The sequence below is a fragment of the Ramlibacter cellulosilyticus genome, assembly GCF_014297465.1.
Classification (GTDB): domain Bacteria; phylum Pseudomonadota; class Gammaproteobacteria; order Burkholderiales; family Burkholderiaceae_C; genus Ramlibacter; species Ramlibacter cellulosilyticus.
In genome coordinates this window covers 12,436-34,466 of the sequence record NZ_JACORT010000015.1, presented here as the reverse complement: position 1 = coordinate 34,466, position 22,031 = coordinate 12,436, and the positions used below count along the sequence as shown (strand labels likewise).

The window sequence follows — 22,031 nt, the reverse complement described above, 5'->3', positions numbered from 1 at the left end:
CCTGGAACGCAGGAGGGATCGATGGGGTTTTCGTTCAGCTGGGTCGCGGTCCACGGCAAGTCCGCCGAAGAGGTCTTGCACTCCGTGGGCCTCGTCGACACGGGAGAAGTTGCCTCGCCCGGCGCGACGGCCTACGCGGGCGCCGTTCTTCCCGGCGGCTGGTACCTGATCTGGTTGAAGGAGTTCAACCACGAGTGGACGGAACAGCTCCTGGCCGAATCCATCTCGAGCGAATGTCTCGCCGTCGGGTGCACGGCGAGCGAGAGCGTGAACGCGTCGCGGTCGGTCTTCTGTCGCGACATCGAGATGGTCTGGGAGGTGTCGCACGTCCTGGACGAAGGGGAGGATGACCTGGCCGTCGAGGGCGATCCCCCGGATTCGCTGCCCGCGATCCTCGCTGGCGCCAGGCAACGCGCGGCGCAAGCCCGCTGTGACGCGGTGTTCGACGTACCCATCACGTTGGCGCACGAGATCTGCGGCTTTCGGCACGACGCTCACGCCGGACTTCGGTTCACCGTTCTCGCCCCGACGGACAAGCTTCTTCGAAGCCCGTTTGCGTGATGGCTGCCGGGTAGGACGCGGCCCATGCCTTTCCAGCTCACCCTCTTCCGCGCCCCCGACGGCATCGGCCCCATGCACGCCTGGGACCGCGAGCACCGCGAGCCGCTAGGCACCCGCGACGCCGTCCGGGCAGCACTGGACGCGGCAATCCCCGGCCTGCGCTGGGAGTCCTCGAACGACATGCTCTTCGCCTCCGGCCCTTTCGGCGGCGAAGGGCACGCCATCGAGATCATCCTGTTCGGCGCGTCCGAAGAGACCCTGCTGGACTTCCGCGTCTACGCCGGCCCTCCGCCTGTCCGCGCGATCATGACGGCGCTGGGCCTCAACCACTGCCAGGCGCTGGAGTCGGGGGCGATCTACTTCCCGTTCGAGGCGGAGGATCGCTGGCCTGGCGCACCGCCGTGAGGCGGAGCTTTCAAGCGACCCCGAGATTGCTCCGGAAGAACGCGACCGTCCTCTCCCAGGCCATCTTTGCCGCCGCCGCGTCATACCGCGGCGTCGTGTCGTTGTTGAAGCCGTGCTGCGTGCCCGGGTACTGCAGCATCGTGTACTTCGCGCCCGCGGCCTTCAGTGCCGCCTCGTAGGCGGGCCACGCCGCATTGATGCGTTCATCCGTGCCGGCCAGGTGCACCAGCAGCGGCGCCTTCACCTTCGCGGCCTCTTCCGGCGCGGGAGAGTTGCCGTAGAAGGGCACGCCGGCGTCCAGGTTCGCGAGGCGCGTGGCCAGCCAGTGCACGATGCCGCCGCCATAGCAGAAGCCCACGGCACCGAGCTTGCCCGTGCTGTCGGCGCGCGCATCCAGCCACGCCGCGGCGGCGAGGAAGTCCTCGCGCGTCTTCGCCTGGTCCAGCTTCGCGAAGTTCTCGCGGGCCTTGTCTTCGTCACCGGGATAGCCGCCCAGCGGCGTGAGCGCATCGGGCGCGAAAGCCATGAATCCGTCCAGCGCCAGCCGCCGCGTGATGTCCTCGATGTGCGGGTTGAGCCCGCGGTTCTCGTGGATGACGAGGATCGCCGGCAGCTTGCGCGTGCCGGCCGAAGCAGGACGCGCGAGGTAGCCGCGGACCTGCCCGTTGCCTTGCGGCGAAGGGATGGTGACGTGCCCGGTCTGCAGCCGGCCGTCGTCCGGCTTCACCTGCTGGCCCGCCGCGAAGTTGGGGCTCAGCGATGCAAGCAGGCCCGCCGCCGTGACGCCGGCCTTGGCAAAGCGCTGCGCCTTGTCGAGGAAGCCGCGCCGGTCGAGGTTGCCGTGCACGTAGGCGTCGAAGAGGATCAGCAGCTCCTGGTCGAAATCCTGGGCGGTGAGGCGCGGCGGCATGGGCAACACTCCTGGGCGGTGGAAAGCGCGCAGCGTAGCCGAAGGCGGCGTGGCTTGCAGGCGACGCCGATGCACCGTCCGGAGGTAGCGCCGCGCGGCGAGCCTTCGTAGACTGGCCGCATGAAGAAGTTGCCGGCCACGTCCGCCGAACTCAAGGACGCGCTCGCCGCGGTGTTCCCCGGGCTGCCGCGCGACTTCGGCGCCTGGGGCGAGTCGGTGCTGGAGGATGCCGGACCGACCTACGCTTCGCTGCTGCGCGAATTCGCCTTGTATTTCGAACGCAATGCCGACACGTTTCCGGACCGGCAGCTGCGGCGTTTCGCGGAGCTCGTCGTGCGCTGCGAGCAGGCGGGCGGCCCCATCGCGGAGGCCCTGCAGGCCTGCGTGGTCGGCCCCCTGGCGCAGGCGCCGGACTCCCGCTTCGGCGCATTCCTGGAGGCGGCGCGCGCCCGTTGAGCTTGCCGCTCCCCGTGCGGCGAGCCGTTGCGTCCGCGGGTGGACACGGCTATCGTCGCGTTGAAGTCACCCCATGTCCGCCTCCAACGCCCCCGCGCTGCGCGCCATCGCGCAACAGCTGCTCGCGCTGCTCGAATCGTACGAGCAGGAGGTGGGCCGCATGGTGACGCACTGGCCGGACGCGAAGCACTACGTCGAGGTCAACCGGCAGATGAACCAGATCCGCGACCTCGGCGGCGCGCTTGCGGGACTGCACGCCGCGTGGGCCGAGGTACTGATCGCGCATGCCGACCTGATCCGGGCCCTGCTGAATGCCGGCGACGCGGTGGACGCGGGCCAGCTGGCCCCCGAGCGCCGGCGCCATGCCCTCGCCACCCAGCAGCTGCGCGCCCGCGTGCAGTGGCTGCTGCCCTGCGAGGAAGACGGCGCGTCCTGAGCGCGGAGGACCCTATTCGGGCTTGAAGCCGATGGACTGCAGCACGCCGCCCACGCGGTCGTAGTCGGTCTTCAATCCCTTGGCCATCTCCTCCGGCGTGCGTGGCAGGCCCGCCTCCAGGCCCGTGTCCAGCATGCGCGCACGCACGTCCGCATTCGCCAGCACCTTCAGCGCCGCCTCGCGCACCCGCGCCTGCACGGGCGCGGGCACGTCCGGCGTGGACCACAGGCCCATCCACGCCAGGGCGTCGAGCTGCGGGTAGCCGAGTTCGTGGAAGGTCGGCACGTCCGGCAGTTGCGGCACCCGCCTGGGCGCGCTCACTGCGAAGGCCTTGACCTTGCCGGACTTGATCAGCGGCAGCGAGCTGCCCAGGCCGTCGAACATCAGCGGCACGTGGTTGCCCATCACGTCGGCCAGCGCGGGTGCGGAGCCCTTGTAGCCGACGTGCGTGAGCTGGATGCCGGCGGCCTGGTTCAGCTGCAGGCCCAGCACGTGCGACAGCGTGCCGGGGCTGTACGAGGCGTAGTTCAGCTTGCCGGGATTCGCCTTCGCGTAGGCGACCAGCTCGGGCACGTTCTTCGCGGGCACCGAGGGATGCCCCACGAGCACCAGCCCGCCGCGGCCCAGTTCGGCCAGCGGCTTGATCTCCTTCGCGACGTCCCAGCGCAGCTTGACGATGTGCGGGATCTCGCTCACGAGCGAGTTCACGCCCACCAGCAGCGTGTAGCCGTCGCGCGGCGCCTGCAGCACCTCGCCGATGGCGATGGCACCGGCGCCGCCCGGCTTGTTGTCCACCACCACGGGCTGGCCCAGTTCGCGGGCCAGCGGCTCGGCGACGAGCCGCGCCACCAGGTCGGCGTTGCCGCCGGCGGGCCCGGCGACGACGAGGCGCAGGGGCTTCGCGGGCCAGGCCTGGGCGAAGGCGCCGCAGGAGGCGAGGGAGAAGAGGGAGGCGGCGAGCAGCTGTCGCCGCTGCAGGGACCAGCGGTTCATGGGGTTCGGAGGATGGTGGAGGTTCAGGGCAGCCAGCGCAAGAGCGCCAGCGCGAGCAACGCGAGGAACAGGGTCTCTCCCACCATCAGCGCCACGGGCTTGAAGCCCACGGTCGCGAGTTCCTTCAGGTGGGTCTTCATGCCGATGCCGGCGATCGAGGCCACGAGGCACCAGCGGGAGAAGTCGTTCCCGGCGGACTGCACCGCATGCGGGATCCAGCCCGTGCTGTTGACGGCCACCAGCAGCGCGAACGCGACGGCGAACCAGGGCAGCAGCGGCGGCCGCTCGCCGCCTTCGGTGGCGCCGCTGCGGCGGGTGATCATGGCCGCGACCAGGATGACGGGCAGCAGCATGGCCACGCGCATCAGCTTCACCAGCGTGGCCACGTCGCCCGCTTCCGGCGAGATGCTGTAGCCGGCGCCGACGACCTGCGCGACGTCGTGGATGGTCGCGCCGAGGAACTTGCCCGCCTGCGGCGGCGCATACCCGATCCATTGCACGACCATCGGATACAGCACCATGGCGAGGGTGGAGAGGGCGGACACGCCGATCACCGTGAACAGCGTCGCCTTGTCCTTCTGCGGATGCGCGGGCAGCGCCGCCGACAGCGCCAGCGCCGCCGACGCGCCGCAGATCGCGGTCGCCCCGCCGGTGAGCATGCCGAAGATGGCCTGGAAGCCGAGCGCCTTCGCCGCGAACACGGAGACGACGATCGTCAGCACCACGCACGCGATCACGAGGCCGACCGGGCCCCAGCCGAGCGCGGCGACCTGCGCGATCGTGATGCGCAGCCCCAGCAGCGCGATGCCGATGCGCAGCACCTGCTTGGCCGTGAACTCGATGCCGGGGCGGCACGGGCCGTCGGCGGAGAGGAAGTTCATCGCCATGCCGAGCAGCAGGGCGAACAGCATCACGGGCGCGCCGTAATGCTCCGACAGGAAGGCCGCGGCGGCGCCCACGACGCCGCAGGCGAGCATGCCGGGCGCGAGGGTGCGCGCCCGCGCCGAGCCGAACGAGAGGCGGGCGGCGAGTTCCATGTCAGGCCGAAGGAAGCTTGTACGCCTGGAACTGCTCGCGCAGCTTGTTCTTCTGCATCTTGCCGGTCGCGCCCAGCGGGATGCTGTCGACGAAGACGACGTCGTCCGGCGTCCACCACTTGGCGATCTTGCCCTCGTAGAACTTGATCAGGTCGATGCGGTTCACCTCGGCGCCGGGCTTCTTGACCACCACCAGCAGCGGGCGCTCGTCCCACTTCGGGTGCTTGGCGGCGATGCAGGCGGCCATCGCCACGGCGGGGTGCGCCATCGCGATGTTCTCCAGGTCGATGGAACCGATCCACTCGCCGCCGGACTTGATCACGTCCTTGCTGCGGTCGGTGATCTGCATGAAGCCGTCGGCGTCGATGGTCGCCACGTCCCCCGTGGGGAACCAGCCGTTCACCAGCGGGTCGCCGCCTTCGCCCTTGAAGTACTCCCGGATCACCCAGGGGCCGCGCACCAGCAGCTCGCCGGACGCCTTGCCGTCGCGCGGCAGTTCGCGGCCATCGTCGTCGACGATCTTCATGTCCACGCCGTACACCGCGCGGCCCTGCTTGGCCTGCACGGCGAGGCGCTGCGCCGGCGACAGCGCGAGCTGGTGGGCCTTGAGCACGCAGGCCGTGCCCAGCGGGCTCAGCTCCGTCATGCCCCAGGCGTGCAGCACCTGCACGTGGTAGCGGTTCTCGAACGCTTCCATCATCGCCGGCGGGCAAGCCGAGCCGCCGATGATCGTGCGACGCATCGTGCGGAACTTCAGGTTGCTCGCTTCCACGTGCGCGAGCAGGCCCTGCCACACGGTGGGCACGCCGGCGGACACGGTCACGCCCTCGGACTCGAACAGCTCGTACAGGCTCTTGCCGTCCAGGAAGGGGCCGGGGAACACCAGCTTCGCGCCGACCATGCACGCGGCATAGGGCAGGCCCCAGGCGTTGACGTGGAACATGGGCACCACCGGCAGGATCGTGTCGCGGGCAGACCAGTTCAGCGCGTCGGGCAGGGCGCTCGCGTACGTGTGCAGGATGGTGGAGCGGTGGCTGTAGAGCGCGCCCTTGGGGTTGCCCGTCGTGCCCGACGTGTAGCAGAGCGAGCTGGCGGTGTTCTCGTCGAACGTCGGCCACTCGAAGATGTCGGACTGCGCATCCACCAGGTCCTCGTAGCACAGCAGGTTGCGGATGCTGGTGCTGGCGGGCATGCGCGAACGGTCCGTCATCGCCACGAAGGCCTTGATCGTCTTCACGCGGCCGGCCACCGCCTCGATCAGCGGCAGGAAGCTCAGGTCGAAGAACAGCACCTGGTCTTCCGCGTGGTCGGCGATCCAGGTCACCTGGTCGGGGTGCAGGCGCGGGTTGAGCGTGTGCAGCACGGCGCCGGAGCCGGACACCGCGTAGTACAGCTCCATGTGGCGGTAGCCGTTCCAGGCCAGCGTGGCCACGCGGTCGCCGAACTTCACGCCCAGTGTCGCGACGGCGTTGGCCATCTTGCGGGCACGGGCCGCGAGCTCGCGGTAGGTGTAGCGGTGGATGTCGCCCTCGACGCGGCGCGAGACGACCTGCTGGTCGCCGTGGTGGCGCTCGGCGTGGGTGAGGAGGGAGGAGATCAGCAGCGGCTGCTGCATCATGGAGCCGTTCATGGTCTGTCCTTGGGGTTCAGGGCGCCTCGGCGGCACGGGCCGCGTCGGCTTCGTAGGTACCGGCCGCGCGCAGGAAGAAGGCGGCGGCGGCGATGGCGAAGAGGGGCGTGAGGGCGAGCGCCGGGCCGAGGCCGAGGCGGTCCGACAGCGCGCCGGCGACCACGGGGCCGAGCGCCAGGCCGAACAGGTTCTGGAACAGCGCCAGCACCGAGGAGCCGGTGGCGCGCACGCCGGGGTGGATCACGTCGATCACGATGGCCGAGACGGGGCCCACCGTGCAGGTGGCGACGAAGCTGCCGGCGGCGATCAGGCCGAGCTGCAGCGACGGGTCCATCGTCCAGCCGGCGGCCTGCGCCCCGAAGGTCAGCGCCAGCACCAGCATGGAGAGAACGCACAGCGCGGCGAGCGCGTACAGCTTGTTGCGCGGGCGGCGCGCGCCGGCGCGGTCGACGAGCGCGCCCCAGGCGACGCTGCCGGCGGCGCCGCACAGCACGATCACGGCGGCCTTCATGCCGGCGTGCTCGGGCGCGACGCCGTGCACGCGGTTCAGGAAGCTGGGCAGCCAGGACCACATCGCCGAGACCACGATCAGCTGCGCGGCGCCGCCGGCGCAGACGAACAGCATCGTGGGCGAGCGGGAGAGCGCGTGCACCACGCGGCGCAGCACGCCGCCGACGGAGCGGGTGGCGGTATCGAGTGCGGGCGTGAGCGCCACCGTGCGGTAGTCGCGGACGCGCATGTACAGCAGCGCGAGCACGAGCCCCGGCACGCCGACGACGCCGAAGGCGGCCTGCCAGCCCCAGCGCGCGGCGATCAGGCCGCCGAGCATCACGCCGAGCACCGAGCCGACCGAGGCGGACGCGAAGAAGCCGGCCATCAGCGCACCGCGCAGGCGCGCGGGGAAGTGGCTGGCGATCAGCGCCGCGCCCACGGAGCCGTAGCCGGCCTCGCCCAGGCCCACCGCGCCGCGGGCGGCGAGCAGCTGGCCGTAGTTGCGCGTGAACATGCAGGAGATGCTGGCGAGGCTCCACACGACGGCCATCGTCACGATGCTCTTGACGCGGCTCGCGCGGTCGGCGAACAGCGCGACGGGCAGCGCGCCCAGGGCGACGGTGACGGACACGATGGAGACCAGCGTCCCCAGCTGCGTGTCGCTGAGGCCCCATTCGGCCTTCATGTGCGGGAACAGGGACACGATGACCTGGCGGTCGACGTAGTCCATGATCATGAGGCCCAGCGTCATGGCATAGGCGAACCACGCGGCGCGGGGCCCGAACAGGTACGAGTCCGCCGGGACGGGGCGGGCTTCGAGGGCGGTGAGCTGGATGCTCATGGCACGAGCACGGTGGCGCCGGTGGTCTGGCGCGACTCGAGGGCGCGGTGGGCGTCGGCGGCGTCCGCGAGCGCGTAGGTGCGGCTCGGCTCGCTCCGGATCTTGCCCGCGAGCACCAGGTCGAACAGTTCCTTCGCCATCGCGAGCATGTGCGAGCGGGGCGTGGCGTAGTGGATCATCGCGGGGCGGGTGACCCAGATCGAGCCCTTCACGGCGAGCAGCGTGGTGTCGATGACCACCGGGCCGGAGCTGGTGCCGTTGCTCACCAGCGTGCCGCGCGGCTGCAGGCTGTCGAGCGAGGCCATCAGCGTGTCCTTGCCCACGGAGTCGTAGACCACGGGCACGCCCTTGCCGTCGGTGAGTTCGCGCACGCGCCTGGCGATGTCCTCGCGCGAGGTGACGATCACTTCCGCGCAGCCGTTCGCCTTGGCGATCGCCGCCTTCTCGTCGGTGCTGACGGTGCCGATCATGCGCACGCCCAGCGCCTTCGCCCACTGGCAGGCGATCAGGCCGACGCCGCCCGCGGCCGCGTGGTACAGGATGGTCTCGCCACCCTTGAGCGGGAACACCTGGCGGAACAGGTACTGCGCCGTCATGCCTTTCATCATCAGGGTGGCGGCCGTGGTGTCGGCCACGCCGTCCGGCAGCGGGATCAGCACGTCGGCCGGCATCACGCGCACGTCCGAATAGGCGCCTTGCGGGCCGAGCAGGTAGCCGACGCGGTCGCCGGGCTGGATGTCCGTGACGCCCGCGCCGACGGCTTCCACCACGCCGACGGCGTCGGAGCCCAGGCCGTTCGGCAGCGCGAGCGGGTAGCGGCCGGTGCGGAAGTAGGTGTCGATGAAATTCACCGCCACGTGGCTGTGGCGCACGCGCGCCTGGCCCGGGCCGGGCTCGCCGACGTTGACGTCCTCGAGGCGCAGCACCTCGGGACCGCCGGTTTCGTGGAAGCGGATGGCCTTGGCCATGACTTGTCTCTCCTGTGGTGGTGCCCGCGTCAGGCGCGGACGGTGTCGCGTTGCGCGAGCTTTTCGATGAAGGCGTGGGCGAGCGGCCAGGGGCCGTGGCCGGACGCGGGATTCAGGTGGCCGACGGGGCCGAGGTCGACGAGTTCGCTGCCCCAGTCGCGGGCGAGCGTCGCCACGCGCGACCAGCTGCCGAGCGGGTCGTTGCGGCTGGCGGCCACGATGCTGCGGAAGGGCAGCAGCGTGCGGGGCACCGGCAGCCAGCCTCCCTCGCGCAGTGCCGCGATGGCCGGATAGCCCTCGGGCATGGGTGCCTCGAAGTCCGGCGGCGTGGCGAGCAGCGCGCCTTGCACGCTGCGCCTCGTGCGCTGCGCCCAGTGGGCCACCATGATGCAGCCGCCGCTGTGCGCGACCACGATCAGCGGCCCTTGCACCTGCTGCGCGGCGCGCTCGATCGCCTCCACGCGCGCGGCGCAGTCCAGGTCCTCGCGGCCCATGGGCGGCACGGTGACCACCTTCGCGAGCTGCCCCGCGAGCAGGGTCTGCCAGTGCTGCGCGACGTGGTCGCGCAGCCCGGGGACGATGAGGACCGTCGGCAGGTCCTGGGCGGGGGCCATGTCAGGCGGCCTTGCGGAGGTAGCCCTGCTGGCGGCCGCGGGCATTCGGCGCGAAGCCGTTGGCGGCCAGGCTCTCTTCCACCGTCTCGTAGAAGGTGCCGATCTTGCAGATCCTGCGCGCTTCCTTGCCGGTGGCGATCTCGCGGCCGAACTCGCGCGAGATGCGCACCAGCTGCTCGATCTGCTTCACGGTGGACATCTTCTCCGTGCGCGACTGGTTCCAGAGGTTGTCCTCGATGCCGCAGCGCACGTGCAGGCCCATCGCGATGCCCATCATGTTGATCGGCAGCACGTTGCGCATGCTCGTCTCCACCGTCAGCATGGTGCCGTCGGGGATCGCGCGCAGGAAGTTGGCCAGGCTGTAGATCGTGGGCTGGTCCATGCCGCCGCCGATCGCCACCCAGTTGCACACCAGCGGGCCCTTGTAGATGCCGCGGCGCATCAGGCGCTCGACCGTCTCGAAGCTGTTGATGTTGTAGAACTGGAAGGCGCTCTGGATGCCCGCCTTGGTCAGGCGGCGCACGTGCTCCTCGAAGAACTCGGGCGTGGAGGGCACGACCATGTTCGAGTACGCGCGGAAGTTCTCCGGCTGCGCGAGCGAGGTGCCGGCGATGTCCTCCACGTCCATCTGCTCCACCACGTTCATCATGGAGGTGTTCACCGTCACGGTGACCTGGTCCGGCTTCGGGTCCAGCTCCGCGAGCATGTGGCGCGTGTCGTCCGACAGCCACTTGGCCGCGGCGCCATCGGTCTCCGGCGCGAAGGAGATCGAGCCGCCCACCTGGATGATCATGTCCGGCACGGCCTTGCGCACGCCGGCGATCAGCTCGTTGAACTTGGACAGGCGCTTGGACCCCTTGCCGTCCAGCTCGCGCACGTGCAGGTGCAGCACCGTGGCGCCGGCGTTGTAGCAGTCCACCGCCTTCTGCACCTGCGCTTCCATGGACACGGGGATGTCCTCCGGGAAGTCGGAGGGGATCCACTCGGGCCCGTAGGGCGCGGCGGTGATGACCAGCTTGTCCTGGTTCTCTGGGAAGAGGGAGCCGTCGAGGAAGTTCATGGCGAGTCCTGGTTGATGTGAGCGATACGTTTCAGTGGCTGCGACACACGTGTGCGCTGGGCCGATCCCAGTGCCACCGCGGAACCGGCTTTGCCGGGCCGCTGGTGGCGCCCCCTTGAGGGGGAGGCGCCGCAGGCGCTTCGGGGGTGGGTCATTCCGTGCTGTCGCCGATGATTCCGGCGCGTTCCATCTTTCGATGGCAGGGCGGGTAGTCCATGACGGCGTAGTGCTGCGTCGAACGGTTGTCCCACATGGCCATGCTGTTCGGCTTCCAGCGGAAGCGGACCTGGTACTCGGGGATCTGCGCCTGCGAGACGAGGTAGCGCAGCAGGTCCGAGCCGCCGTGCGTGTAGTCCTGGCCGTAGCGCACGTTCTCCGCGGTGTGGAAGTTGGTGAAGTGCGTCGTGAAGGCGTTGACGAAGAGGATCTTCTCGCCCGTCTCCGGGTGCGTGCGCACCACCGGGTGCTCGGCGTCCGGGAACTGCGCGTGCAGCGCCAGCCGCTTTTCCACCGGCATGGCGGCGCCGAAGCTCGCCTCGATGCTGTGGCGCGCGCGCAGGCCGGCGATCCGGTCCTTCACGCCCTGCGGCAGCTTCTCGTACGCCAGCACCATGTTCGCCCACATCGTGTCGCCGCCCACCGGCGGGCACTCCACGCAGCGCAGCACGCAGCCGAAGGGCGGCTTCTCGCGCCAGGTCGCGTCGGTGTGCCACGCGTTCTCGTAGCGGTCGTTCGGCTGCTCGGGCGACTTGTAGATGCGCACGAGGCCGGGGTTCTCCGGGTCGCTGCCGGCGACCGGGTGGTCCTCCAGCTCGCCGAAGTGGCGCGCGAAGGCGACGTGTTCGGCGCGGGTGATGTCCTGGTCGCGGAAGAACAGGACCTTGTGCTTCAGCAGCAGGGCGCGGATCTCGGCGACGAGGTCGGCGTCGCGCGAGGCGACCCCGAGGTTCACGTTGCCGAGCTCGGCGCCGATGGCGCAGGTGAGCGGCTCGACGCGGATCGAGCGGGAAACGGCGGATAGGACGGCAGGGGCCGCGGCGCGGCTTGTCTCCTGGGCGGTGAGCATCTTGGCTTCTCCTTTCGGGATGCGCCAAGAGTAGGGAGCGAGGGCCTTTCCGGTGCCCCCCTCGCCGAGGGGGTCAGGGGGTGGCGGTGTCCGCGAGCAGGCCCAGGATGCGGGCCCGTGAAACCACCTGTTTCCGCGTGCCGGCGTCCAGCTTCGCGAACAGGTTCTTCATGTGCCACTTGATCGTTTCCTCGCCCACCTGCATGGCCAGCCCGATCTCCTTGTTGGAGAGGCTGCGGGCGAGCAGCTCCAGCACCTCGCGCTCCTTGGGCGTGAGCACCATGCTCGCCGTGGCGCGCGGCTGGATGGCGGACCGGGCCGGGGGCGGCGCCGCGGGAGAGGACGCACGCACGGGCGCCGCCGCGGAGGAATTGCGCAGCCAGTCGGCGAGCCCCGGGTGGGCGTCGGAGAACACGCGCTGCAGGCCGCAGGCCTCGGCCAGGCCCATGGCCTCCCGCACCAGGGGCTGCGCCTTCTCGCCGCAGCGGTCCAGGACCCACGCGCGCAGGCCGAGCGCCTCGATGCGCACGCGTCCCTGGCGCGACTGCAGCGCGAGGGCTTCCGCTTCGGCGAGCGGCTGCACGGCGCCGCGCCAGTCCTGGGCGGAGATGGCCGCATAGGCCTGCGCGAGCCGCCGCATGCCGTCGACCGTGCGGCGCCAGAGCGGCCCTTGCGGCAGCCCGGGCTCCGCGAGCAAGGCATCGAGCTGCCGGCACAGGTCGCGGCAGGTTTCGCTGCGGTAGCGGCGCGCGTGCACGCGCACCTGCTCCGACAGGCTGGCGATGCGCAGGCGGGGCAGGCGGCGGGCGATGCCCACGGCGTCGAGGGCGCCCAGCAGTTCGAGGGCGCGGGGCTCGTTGTCGCTCGCCACCGCCATGCGGGCGAGCGCGCGGTAGCCGAGCATCACGCAGTCCGCCAGGCCGCAACGCTCCAGCACGTCGAGCCGGTTGGCGAGCAGGGCCTGCGCTTCCTCGGGCTGGTCGCGCTCCCACAGCGCGGCCGCGAGCAACGCCGCGAGGTCGCAGGCGAGCGGGGCGCGCCGCCCGAGGTTGCCGTCCATGCCCGCCAGCGCGGGGCGCAGCAGCTGCTCGGCCAGCTTGACCTGGCCTTCCCAGAGGTAGCTGAGGGAGATGATGAGGTCGCCCCAGCGATTGAGGTGCTCGGACGAAGTGCCTTCGCTGCGCGGCCCCTGCTGCTGGCGCAGGCGCGCCAGCGCCGGCTCGCCCTGCAGCAGCGCGCGCATGGCGAGCCGGTTGGCGTGGATCTGGCGCAGGCGCGTGTCGGCGCGGGGCGGCGCCTCGGGCCACGGCTCGTGCAGCGCGACGAAGCGGTCCGGGTCGTCCGCGAACATGGCCGCGCCGCCGAGGATGAGCGCGCATTCCCAGCGCAGCCCCTCGTCCGCGTCGGGCTGTTCGAGCAGGCGCGCGACCAGGCGGCCGGCTTCCTCGTGCCGCTCGCTGATCGCGAGCGACCATGCCGCGGCCAGCAGCAGCCGCGGACGGCGCTCCAGCTCGCCGGGCGGCAACTGCCGCACCCACTCGAGGACGGCCGTCTGGCGGCCCTGCGCCACCATCAGCTCATAGAGGCTGCGCTCGGCGAGTTCGTAGGCCAGCTGCTCCTGCCCGGAGGCGAGCGCATGCCCGGCGGCGGCGTCCAGCAGGCCCTGCCGCGCCAGCCACTCCGCCGCGCGGGCGTGCAGCGCGCGCACGTCGTCCGGCGCCGCGGCCTGCAGCCGTTCGCGCAGCGCCTCGCGCGCCAGCGAGTGCAGCCGCACCCAGTCCGACTGCTCGGAGGCGACGAACACCGGCGTGTCGCGCAGCAGGCGCTCCAGCCGCGTGCGGGAGCCCGCGCCGGGCACCAGCACCTCGCACAGGCCGGGATGCAGCGGGTCCGCCACCGAGATGCGCGCGAGGAAGTCGAGGTCCGCGGGATCGAGGTTGCCCAGCAGGTAGTCGAGCAGCTGCGAGCGCAGCGCGCCGCCGTGCAGTCCGGGCTGGGGCAGCTCGGGACGCGCGCCGGGCCCCGCGACGGACAGCGCGAGCTGCAGGCCGAGGGGCCAGCCCTCGGCCATCTCGTGCAGGCGGGCGGCAGCGTCCGGGTCCATGGCCTGCCCGAAGCGGTTTCGCACCAGCTGGAGGGTCTCGTCCAGCGTGAAGCGCAGCTGGGCCGTGCCTATGACCACGCACTGGCCGTAGGCGACCAGGTCCTCGAGTTCCAGCTGGCAGTCGGACCGGGCGGCCACGATGCAGCGCAGGTTGGGCGGCGCGTTGCGCAGGAGGTAGGCGAGCGCCTCGCGCGTGGCGGGGGGCAGGCGGTCGGCCTCGTCCACCACCAGCACCAGGTTCAGCGCGCCTTGCGCCACCTCCGCCAGCCAGGTGGTCACGCCTTCGAGGCCGGTGGGGCCGCCGGCCTGCAGCAGCGCGTGGCCGAAGGTGGGACGGCCCGCGCCCACGCGCACGGCCAGCGCCAGCGCCTGCACGAAGCGCGCGGGGTCGTCCTCCGGCTGCGCCAGCAGCCAGGCGACCGCGGCGCCGCGCGAGAGGTGCTCGCGCCGCCACTGCGCGAGCAGCAGGGTCTTGCCGAAACCCGCGGGTGCCTGCACCAGCACCACCGGCTGCTCTCCCAGCGCCCGCTGGCTGCCGGAGAGCGCCGCGCGCGCGAGCGCGTCGCGGGGCACGCGCGGGGGCGTGACCTTCAGCAGGAGGTCGGTGGCGGCGGCGGCGGCGGGCGGGGACACGGGCGGGAAGCGTTCGGAATGCCGGATGAATACGAATGGTAGCGCGCAGCCCCCCCGGCGCGAGGTGGCCTTTGGGCCCGCCCGGCTCCTAACCTGAGGTCCGTCCTGATGGGACCCGTCATGTACCGACACATCCTCGTTCCCCTGCATCCCCCCGAACTCGCCGTCGACGCGATCGGGCGCGCGCTCGCCTTCGCCCGCCCGCTCGGCGCCCGCGTGAGCTTCTTCCACCCCATCGAGGACGCGGGCGCCGACGCCGACTCCCCGCTGCACACCCTCGCCGCCCCGGAGCTGCGCGACACCCGCCGCACCGGCCGCGCGCGGGAACTCCTGTCCAAGGCGGAAGCGGGCGCGCGCGCGATGGGCGTGCCTGCCGACGCGCGCTGGGCGCGCGGGCGCAGTGCGGCCGCCGCCACCATCCGCGCCGCGCATTCGCTTTCCTGCGACGTGCTGTTCATGGTGCCGGCCGGCGGCGGCGTGGGCGCGTTCCAGCTGTCCTTGCTCGCGAGCGCGGGCATGGCGGTGCTGGTCGCGCCGCCCATCGCGCCCGTGCCCGGGCAGGCCGCCCTGGGCGTGCTGCGCGACGAGCACCGCGCGATCGCCTCCGTCATCCATGCGTGCACCAGCCTGCTCGCGGCCGCGCGCGAAGCGGGCGAAGCTGCCGACCCGGCACCCTTGCGCGCGGCGATCGCCTGCCTGGGCACCGGTGCGCTGGGCCAGCACCACGCGAAGGAAGAGGCGCACCTGTTCGCCCGCCTGCGGCCCCACGCGCCCGACCTCGACACCGAATTCGACGAACTGCAAAAGCAGCACGCGCGCGACGAACTCCTGGCCGGCGAACTCGCGATGCGCGTGTCGCTGCTGGAGGAGGCCCACGGGACCGTTGCGCGCCTGGAGGCCACGCGCGCCCTGGAGGACGCGATGGTGCGCTTCGCGGAGCTGCACTGGGAGCACATGGGGCGCGAAGAAGCCATCGTGCTGCCAGCGGCGCGGGAGCGGCTGCAGGCCGCGGACTGGGCCGCCCTGAACGAGGTCTTCGTGCATCCACCCGAACCCGACTGGCGGCAGTTGCTCAACCGCTTGTCCTGAGCCCCCCTGGAGTCCTGCATGTTCTCGAAACTCGGTATTGCGACGCGCCTGTGGCTGCTGGTCGCGCTCCTGGTCGCCGCGATGGCGGCGATCGCCGGCGTCGGCGCCTGGCAGCTGCGCACCGCGCACGACCACCATGCGCGGGACCTCGCCCGCATGCGCGAACTGCTCGCGTCCCTCGAAGGCTTCCGCGCCACGGATGCCGAGATGCGTGCCCAGGCGGAGGCGGCGCTGGCGAACCGGGCGCGCCAGGAAGAGAAGCGCCTCGTTGCCGCCAGCACCGAGGAAGTGAACAAGGTCCTGCGCCTGCAGCTCGCCATGCTGCTGCTGACGGTGGCCGCGTCCACGATCCTCGCGGCCCTGCTGGTCGGCAGCGTGCGGCGGCCGCTGCGCGAAGTGATCACCGCCGCGCTGCGCATCGCCGAGGGGGACCTGAGCGCGCAGGTGCGCGTGTACGGCAAGAACGAAGCGGGGCGCCTGCTGCAGGCGACCGCGGCGATGACGGAGCGCCTGCGCGCCCTGGTGCGCGAGGTCGCGCAGCGTGCGGACGTGGTGGCCGACAGCAGCGCGCAGGTGGCGCAGGGCCACGTCGACCTCTCGCAGCGCACCGAGGAACAGGCGACGACGCTGGAGGAGACCGCCAGCCAGATGGAGGAACTGACCGCCACGGTGGCGCAGAACGCGGACAACGCGCGGCGCGCGAACCGCGTCGCCGGCAACGCGGCGGCGCTGGCGGGCCGCGGCGGCGAGGTGGTGGGCGAGGTGGTGCGCACCATGGGGCGCATCTCCGAATCGAGCGGCCGCATCGCGGAGATCACCGGCGTGATCGACGGGATCGCCTTCCAGACCAACATCCTCGCGCTGAACGCCGCCGTGGAAGCGGCGCGCGCGGGCGAGGAGGGCCGCGGCTTCGCGGTCGTGGCGGGCGAGGTGCGCACCCTCGCGCAGCGCTGCGCGGAGGCGGCGCGCGAGATCAAGGCGCTGATCGCCGGCTCGGTGCAGGAAGTGGAGGCCGGCGCGCGGCTGGTGGAAGGCGCGGGCACCGCGATGGAGGACGTCGTGGCGGCCGTGCGCGAAATGAGCGACGTGGTCGCCGAGATCGCGGCGGCGAGCGAGGAGCAGAGCGTGGGCATCGCGCAGGTGAACACCGCGGTCGCGGAGATGGACCACGTGGTGCAGCAGAACGCCACCCTCGTGGAGCAGGCGACCGCCGCCACCGACGCCATGCGCGAGCAGGCGCGGGCACTGCGCGAGGCGGTGAGCCGCTTCCACCTGGGCGACGAGGCGCCGGTGGCGCCGGCGCGGATCGTCCCGCGCGCCGCGCGCGTGGCCTGGAACGGCTCCGCCGCCTCCTGATCCCGGTGGCGCTCAGGCCGGCTTGCGCGCCATCAGGAACAGCAGCGATCCCGTGCCCGCGACCAGCGCGAGCAGCGTGAAGCCGATGCGGTAGTGCCCGCTGAAATCGGCGAACGCCCCCGCGATCAGCGGGCCGGCCACCTGGCCCAGCGAGATCAGAACCGCCGAGAGGCCCAGGATCATGCCGATGGACTGCAGGCCGAAGTAGTCCGCGCGCAGCGCCTGCATGAACGGGCCGCGCAGGCCCCAGGCGACGCCGTGCAGCACGGCGAAGGCGCCCAGCATGACCGGATGCACCGCCCACGTGAGCATCAGCAGGCCCCCCATGTGGGCCAGCATGCAGCCGGCCGCCACGTGGCGCTTGTTCCAGCGGTCGCCCACCGCGGCGCCCAGCAGCACGCCGCCCGCCTGCGAGAGCGTCATCAGCGTGATGACGAAGCCCGCCTGCGGCAGCGTGTAGCCCAGCCCTTCCTTCATGTGCGAGATGGCGTGCACGTTGACGGCGGTGACCACGAGCAGCGCGAACGCATGCCCGAAGCCGAGCAGCCAGAACGCCCGCGTGCGCAGCGCCTCGGCCGCCGTGAAGCTGCGCTCCGGCGCGCGTACCGTGCCGCCGATCGTGGGCTCCGCCGCGGCCGCGGGCGGCAGGCCGTCCATGGTCTCGCCGATCTCCGCGGGGTTGCGCCGCAGGACGCGCGAGAGCGGCAGGCCGATCGCGAGGAAGATCATGCTGGAGGCGAAGGCCACGCGCTGCCAGCCGAAGTTCTGCATCGCCCACGCCACCAGCGGCGCGGCGATGCCTCCGAGCGCCAGGCCGAGGCTCATGAGCGAGAGGGCGCGCGCGCGCCAGCGCTGGAACCAGTGCACCAGCGCGACCGAGAAGGGGAAGTAGCCGCAGAAGCTGGTGCCCACCACGATCAGCAGCACCGCGCCGTAGAAGCCGGGCAGCGTCTCGACCTGGCTGAAGCAGAAGAAGCCGCCCGCGAGCAGCACGAGCCCGACCTGCACCATGCCGCGCGGACCGAAGCGGTCGACCAGCCATCCGAGCAGCGGACCGAGCAGCGCGCCTTCGACCACCTGCAGCGCCGCGCCCGCGGCGAGCGCCGTCTTGCTCCAGCCCTTCTGCTCCGAGAGCAGCGCGACGTAGGCGCCGAAGGCCTGCACGAGCAGGGCGGAATGCAGGAACTGGATGCTGGCGCCGGCGATGGAGATGCGCCAGCCGTGGAAGAGTTTCAAGGGACGGCCTGTGGGTGCGCAGGCAGTGTAGCGGCGGGAAGGATTAAACCTCGAGGGACCTGAGCTCGTGGAGGAACGCGCGCACGCGCGCCGGCACCAGCCGCGCGCCGGGGTAGACGGCCAGGATGGGCGAGGGCGTGGGCCGCAGCGACTTGAGCACTTCCACGACCTCGCCGCTCGCCAGTTCGCGCCGCACGAAGTATTCGGGCAGCTGCGCGAGTCCCAGGTCCAGGCGCACGGCGGCGACGAGGCCTTCGCCGTCGTTCACGCGCATGCGGGTGGGCGGCTGCATCTCCACGTCCTTGCCGCCCTGCCGGAAGCGCCAGGGCCGGTCGCGCCCGGAGGTCGGCATGCGGAACAGCAGCGCCTCGTGCGCGGACAGGTCCTCCAGCCGCCGCGGCGTGCCTTTCGCCTCCACGTAACGCCGGCTCGCCACCAGCACCATCGATTGGCTGCCGATGCGTTGCGCGACGAGGCTCGAGTCCTTCAGCGGCCCGAGGCGCACGGCGACGTCGATGCCTTCCTTCACCAGGTCGGCGTACGCGTCCTGCAGCCGCACATCGAGCTGCAGCCGCGGAAAACGCTGCGCCATGCGCGCGAGCAGCGGCAGCACGCATTCGCGCCCCAGGACGATCGGCAGGTCGACGCGCAGCAGGCCCGTCGGCTCGTCGCGGGCGCCGGAGGCGTCCGCCTGCAGCGCCTCGAGTTCCGCGAGCAGCCGCTCGCAGCGGCCGAACAGGCGCTCGCCGTCGGGCGTGAGGCTCACCTGCCGCGTCGTGCGATGGAACAGCTTCACCTGCAGCGAGGCCTCGAGGCGCGCCACCGCCTTGGCGAGCGTGGAAGGGGCGCTGCCCAGTTCGCGCGCGGCCGCCGCGAAGCTGCCGTGGCGCGCGGTCTCGGCGAAGGCGGCCATCTGCTGGAGGGAGTGCTTCATGGCGCTTCCATTGGCGACGGAATGTCGGCAATGTAGCGGCATTGCCGCATCTTGTGCGGCAAGCCCCGCGCTTCGACACTGCGGGCACGTCCAACGCACAGGAGCCCGCCATGTATGTCCACGACCAGCACGCCCCCGCCGCCACGCCCATTCCGGGCGTCGCCCACGCCACGCTCGCCGGCAGCGCCGAAGGCCTGCGCCACCTGAGCGTCTGGCGCCAGTCCATGGCGCCCGGCGGCTGCACGCCGCCGCATTCGCACAGCTGCGAGGAAGTGGTGATGTGCGATGCCGGCAGCGGCGAAGTCCACATCGGTGGTGTCGTGCACCGCTTCCGCGCCGGCCAGACGCTCGTGCTGCCCGCGGGCGTGCCGCACCAGATCTTCAACACGGCGGAAGAGCCCCTCGTGACCACCGCCGTCTTCGCCGCGACGCCCGTCCCGGTGGCCTTGCCGGACGGCGAGGCGCTGGAGTTGCCGTGGCGGAGTTGAAGGGCCCCGTCCGGGTTGGAGCGCCTGCGTGCGAATGCACGCCCGGTGGGGTTCGCTGTCGCTCACCTACCTGGCGTGCCGCCGGCCACCCTACATCTTCGGCGCACCCTGGTGGTACCCCTGCCCCGGCTCCAGCTTTCGCAGTCCTCTGTAGGGTGGCGCGGCGAAGCCGCGGAAGGTGAGCGAAGCGAACCCCACCGTGCGGCGCCTGCCTGCCACCGCCCACCGGTGGGGTTCGCTGTCGCTCACCTGCCCGGCGTGCGCCGGCCACCCTACATCTTTCGGCGCAGGCCTAGTGGTACCCCTGCCCCGGCTTCAGCTTCCCCCGGAACAAATAGAACACCACCGCGGTGTACCCGAGGATCAGCGGGATCAGGATCGCCGCGCCCACCAGGTAGAAGATCTGCGAGCTCGGGTGCGACGCCGCGTCCCACACCGTCATCACCGGCGGCACGAGATACGGCACGTTGGACACGACGAGGCCCGCGAAGGCCAGGAGGAAGATGACCGTCGCGCTCACGAAGGGCAGGAGCGGGGCGTTGCGCCGGATGCCCCACCAGCACAGCCAGGCGAAGAGCAGCGTCGCGACCGGCACCGGCGCGAGGAAGAAGGTGTTGGGAAAGGCGAACCAGCGTTCGCGGATGCGCGGGAACTGCAACGGCGTCCAGATGCTCACGATCGCGATGAAGGCGAGCAGCGCAAGAAGAAGGGGCAGCGCCAGCCGGCGCGCCCGGTCCTCGACCGGGCCTGTGGTCTTGAGCATCAGCCAGGTGGCGCCGAGCAAGGCATAGCCCACCGTCACGGCGATGCCGCACATCACGCTGAACGGCGACAGCCACCAGAAGGGCGTGCCGGCGAACTGGCCGTCGCGCACCGGGATCTCCTCCAGGATGCCCCCGAGCACGAGGCCTTGCGCGAACGCCGCCAGCGTCGAACCGCCGGCGAACGCGACGTCCCACTTGCGGTGGCGCGGCTTGGCCACCCAGCGGAACTCGAAGGCCACGCCGCGGAAGATCAGCGCCAGCAGCAGCACGATCACCGGGATGTAGACCGCCGGCAGGATCACCGCGAACGCTTTCGGGAACGCGGCCCATAGCGTCACGCCGCCCAGCACCAGCCAGGTCTCGTTGCCGTCCCAGAAGGGCGCGACCGAGTTCATCACCAGGTCGCGGTCGGCTTCCTGCGGGTAGAAGGGGAAGAGCATGCCGATGCCCAGGTCGAAGCCATCGAGCACCACGTACATGACGACCGTGAAGCCCAGCGTGAGCGCGAGCAGCACCGGCAGCAGGTCGGACACGCCCGCGATCATGCCGGCACCGCTTCCTTGCGATCGGGCTGGCCGCCCGCGAGCGGGCGGTTCGGCAGCGTCTCCGGCCCGGGCACGCCGGTGGGGCCCTTGAGGATCATGCGATGCACGTACCAGATGCCGATCGAGAAGACGACGAAGTACACGACCACGAACAGCGCGAGCGAGACCAGCACCTGGGACGCGGCGACCGGCGAAACCGCGTCGGCGGTGCGCAGCACCCCGTAGGCGATCCAGGGCTGGCGGCCGATCTCCGTGACCATCCAGCCGGCGAGCAGCGCGACGAAGCCCACGGGCCACGCCTTCGCCAGCGGCCGCAGGAACCAGCGCGCGTCCGAGATGCGCTTGCGCCAGAGCAGCCACCAGCCGATCCAGCCGATGGCGATCATCAGGATGCCCAGGCCGACCATCAGCCGGAAGCTGAAGAACACCGGCGCGACCGGCGGCCGGTCTTCGCGCGGATACTCCTTGAGGCCCTTCACCCGCCCGTTCCAGTCGTGCGTGAGGATCAGGCTGCCCAGGCGCGGGATGGCGATCTCGGCATGGTTGCGCTCCTGCTCGCGGTCCGGCCAGGCGAACAGGACGAGGTCCATGGGGCCCTTGTCCTCCCAGTGCGCCTCGATCGCGGCGATCTTCGCGGGCTGGTGCTTGAGCGTGTTGAGCCCGTGCAGGTCGCCGACGACGGCCTGCAGCGGGCCCATGATCGCGAGCATGCCGAGCCCCATGCGCAGCATCGTCATCGCCTCCTCGCGGAAGCGCCCGTCCAGCAGGTAGCGCGCGCCCGTCGCCGCCACCACCAGCGAGGTGGTGAGGTAGGTGGCGATCATCATGTGCGTGAAGCGGTAGGGGAAGCTGGGGTTGAAGATCACCTCGAACCACGACACGGGATAGGTGATGCCGTTCTCGATGGCGAAGCCCGCCGGCGTCTGCATCCAGCTGTTCGCCGCGAGGATCCAGAAGCCCGACAGCGCCGTGCCGAGCGCGACGAGCACCGAGGCCATCGTGTGCAGCCAGGGCGGGAAGCGGTTCCAGCCGAACAGCATGATCCCGAGGAAGCTGGCTTCGAGGAAGAAGGCGGTCAGCACCTCGTAGGCGAACAGCGGGCCCAGCGTGTTGCCGGTGACCTGGCTGAAGCGCGACCAGTTGGTCCCGATCTGGTACTCCATGACGATGCCGGAGACCACGCCCATCGCGAACGACACCGCGAAGATCTTGGTCCAGAAGCGCGCGAGCAGGTGCAGGTGCGGGCGGCCCGTCCACATCCACAGGATCTCCAGCGTGGCGATGAACGCCGACAGCCCGATGCTGAACGCCGGGAAGATGATGTGGAAGGAGATCGTGAACGCGAACTGGATGCGCGACAGCAGCGTGGCGTCGATGCCGAAGACGGTCTCCATGCGCGTCCTTTCGGGGAGG

At 71.4% G+C, this 22,031-nt stretch carries 21 protein-coding genes; 7 read left to right on the top strand and 14 right to left on the bottom strand.

Translation table 11 applies throughout. From position 1 onward, the window contains the following. Positions 1-21: 21 nt before the first annotated feature. A complete protein-coding gene (locus H8N03_RS24625; protein ID WP_187078893.1) occupies positions 22-561 on the top strand; it encodes a hypothetical protein in 540 nt (179 codons plus the stop codon). A 24-nt stretch (positions 562-585) separates the two neighbouring features. Then, positions 586-966: a hypothetical protein gene (locus H8N03_RS24620; RefSeq protein WP_187078892.1), complete on the top strand. Its 381-nt coding sequence runs from the start codon at positions 586-588 to the stop codon at positions 964-966. A 10-nt stretch (positions 967-976) separates the two neighbouring features. Here H8N03_RS24620 and H8N03_RS24615 read toward each other — a convergent pair whose 3' ends face one another. Next, positions 977-1,876, bottom strand: a complete 900-nt coding sequence (locus tag H8N03_RS24615; protein ID WP_187078891.1) for a dienelactone hydrolase family protein — start codon at positions 1,874-1,876, stop codon at positions 977-979. Between the two features lie 120 nt (positions 1,877-1,996). On the opposite strand from H8N03_RS24615, the gene H8N03_RS24610 reads away from it, so the two are divergent. Together H8N03_RS24610 and H8N03_RS24605 are read left to right on the top strand one after the other, a co-directional pair. After that, a complete protein-coding gene (locus H8N03_RS24610) occupies positions 1,997-2,332 on the top strand; it encodes a hypothetical protein (protein WP_187078890.1) in 336 nt (111 codons plus the stop codon). A 73-nt stretch (positions 2,333-2,405) separates the two neighbouring features. Continuing rightward, the gene (locus H8N03_RS24605; protein WP_187078889.1) at positions 2,406-2,768 is read left to right on the top strand and encodes a hypothetical protein; all 363 of its coding nucleotides are present in this window, start codon (positions 2,406-2,408) and stop codon (positions 2,766-2,768) included. A 12-nt stretch (positions 2,769-2,780) separates the two neighbouring features. Here H8N03_RS24605 and H8N03_RS24600 read toward each other — a convergent pair whose 3' ends face one another. The 9 genes from H8N03_RS24600 to H8N03_RS24560 all read right to left on the bottom strand — a co-directional run bounded on the left by H8N03_RS24600 (position 2,781) and on the right by H8N03_RS24560 (position 14,206). Next, the gene (locus H8N03_RS24600) at positions 2,781-3,761 is read right to left on the bottom strand and encodes a Bug family tripartite tricarboxylate transporter substrate binding protein (protein WP_187078888.1); all 981 of its coding nucleotides are present in this window, start codon (positions 3,759-3,761) and stop codon (positions 2,781-2,783) included. A 23-nt stretch (positions 3,762-3,784) separates the two neighbouring features. Then, positions 3,785-4,798, bottom strand: a complete 1,014-nt coding sequence (locus H8N03_RS24595; protein ID WP_187078887.1) for a YeiH family protein — start codon at positions 4,796-4,798, stop codon at positions 3,785-3,787. Position 4,799: 1 nt separating this feature from the next. Next, positions 4,800-6,428, bottom strand: a complete 1,629-nt coding sequence (locus tag H8N03_RS24590) for a 3-(methylthio)propionyl-CoA ligase (RefSeq protein WP_187078886.1) — start codon at positions 6,426-6,428, stop codon at positions 4,800-4,802. A gap of 16 nt (positions 6,429-6,444) precedes the next feature. After that, on the bottom strand, positions 6,445-7,761 hold the full coding sequence (locus H8N03_RS24585; RefSeq protein WP_187078885.1) for an MFS transporter: 1,317 nt from the start codon (positions 7,759-7,761) through the stop codon (positions 6,445-6,447). Next, positions 7,758-8,729: a quinone oxidoreductase family protein gene (locus tag H8N03_RS24580; RefSeq protein ID WP_187078884.1), complete on the bottom strand. Its 972-nt coding sequence runs from the start codon at positions 8,727-8,729 to the stop codon at positions 7,758-7,760. The genes H8N03_RS24585 and H8N03_RS24580 overlap by 4 nt, the downstream gene beginning before the upstream one ends. A gap of 29 nt (positions 8,730-8,758) precedes the next feature. Further along, positions 8,759-9,343 carry an RBBP9/YdeN family alpha/beta hydrolase gene (locus tag H8N03_RS24575; protein ID WP_187078883.1) on the bottom strand — a complete coding sequence of 195 codons (585 nt, stop codon included), beginning with the start codon at positions 9,341-9,343 and terminating at the stop codon, positions 8,759-8,761. A gap of 1 nt (position 9,344) precedes the next feature. After that, on the bottom strand, positions 9,345-10,403 hold the full coding sequence (locus H8N03_RS24570; protein ID WP_187078882.1) for a beta-keto acid cleavage family enzyme: 1,059 nt from the start codon (positions 10,401-10,403) through the stop codon (positions 9,345-9,347). Between the two features lie 151 nt (positions 10,404-10,554). Then, positions 10,555-11,403 carry a TauD/TfdA dioxygenase family protein gene (locus H8N03_RS24565; protein ID WP_187078965.1) on the bottom strand — a complete coding sequence of 283 codons (849 nt, stop codon included), beginning with the start codon at positions 11,401-11,403 and terminating at the stop codon, positions 10,555-10,557. A gap of 139 nt (positions 11,404-11,542) precedes the next feature. Continuing rightward, a complete protein-coding gene (locus H8N03_RS24560) occupies positions 11,543-14,206 on the bottom strand; it encodes a helix-turn-helix transcriptional regulator (protein ID WP_354005174.1) in 2,664 nt (887 codons plus the stop codon). A 120-nt stretch (positions 14,207-14,326) separates the two neighbouring features. On the opposite strand from H8N03_RS24560, the gene H8N03_RS24555 reads away from it, so the two are divergent. Beyond that, positions 14,327-15,295 carry a hemerythrin domain-containing protein gene (locus H8N03_RS24555; RefSeq protein ID WP_187078880.1) on the top strand — a complete coding sequence of 323 codons (969 nt, stop codon included), beginning with the start codon at positions 14,327-14,329 and terminating at the stop codon, positions 15,293-15,295. A gap of 18 nt (positions 15,296-15,313) precedes the next feature. Continuing rightward, the gene (locus H8N03_RS24550; protein ID WP_187078879.1) at positions 15,314-16,651 is read left to right on the top strand and encodes a methyl-accepting chemotaxis protein; all 1,338 of its coding nucleotides are present in this window, start codon (positions 15,314-15,316) and stop codon (positions 16,649-16,651) included. 12 nt (positions 16,652-16,663) lie between these two features. On the opposite strand, the gene H8N03_RS24545 is transcribed toward H8N03_RS24550, so the two are convergent. Beyond that, positions 16,664-17,887, bottom strand: a complete 1,224-nt coding sequence (locus H8N03_RS24545; protein WP_187078878.1) for an MFS transporter — start codon at positions 17,885-17,887, stop codon at positions 16,664-16,666. Positions 17,888-17,930: 43 nt separating this feature from the next. Further along, entirely contained in the window at positions 17,931-18,821 is an 891-nt protein-coding gene (locus H8N03_RS24540; protein ID WP_187078877.1) for a LysR family transcriptional regulator, read from the bottom strand. Positions 18,822-18,931: 110 nt separating this feature from the next. Here H8N03_RS24540 and H8N03_RS24535 point away from each other — a divergent pair, with 110 nt between their 5' ends. Continuing rightward, positions 18,932-19,309, top strand: coding sequence for a cupin domain-containing protein (locus H8N03_RS24535; RefSeq protein WP_187078876.1), 378 nt, complete (start codon positions 18,932-18,934; stop codon positions 19,307-19,309). Between the two features lie 292 nt (positions 19,310-19,601). On the opposite strand, the gene cydB is transcribed toward H8N03_RS24535, so the two are convergent. Both cydB and H8N03_RS24525 read right to left on the bottom strand, forming a co-directional pair. Beyond that, positions 19,602-20,618, bottom strand: coding sequence for a cytochrome d ubiquinol oxidase subunit II (gene cydB / locus H8N03_RS24530; protein WP_187078875.1), 1,017 nt, complete (start codon positions 20,616-20,618; stop codon positions 19,602-19,604). Then, on the bottom strand, positions 20,615-22,012 hold the full coding sequence (locus H8N03_RS24525; protein WP_187078874.1) for a cytochrome ubiquinol oxidase subunit I: 1,398 nt from the start codon (positions 22,010-22,012) through the stop codon (positions 20,615-20,617). The genes cydB and H8N03_RS24525 overlap by 4 nt, the downstream gene beginning before the upstream one ends. Between the last annotated feature and the right edge of the window lie 19 nt (positions 22,013-22,031).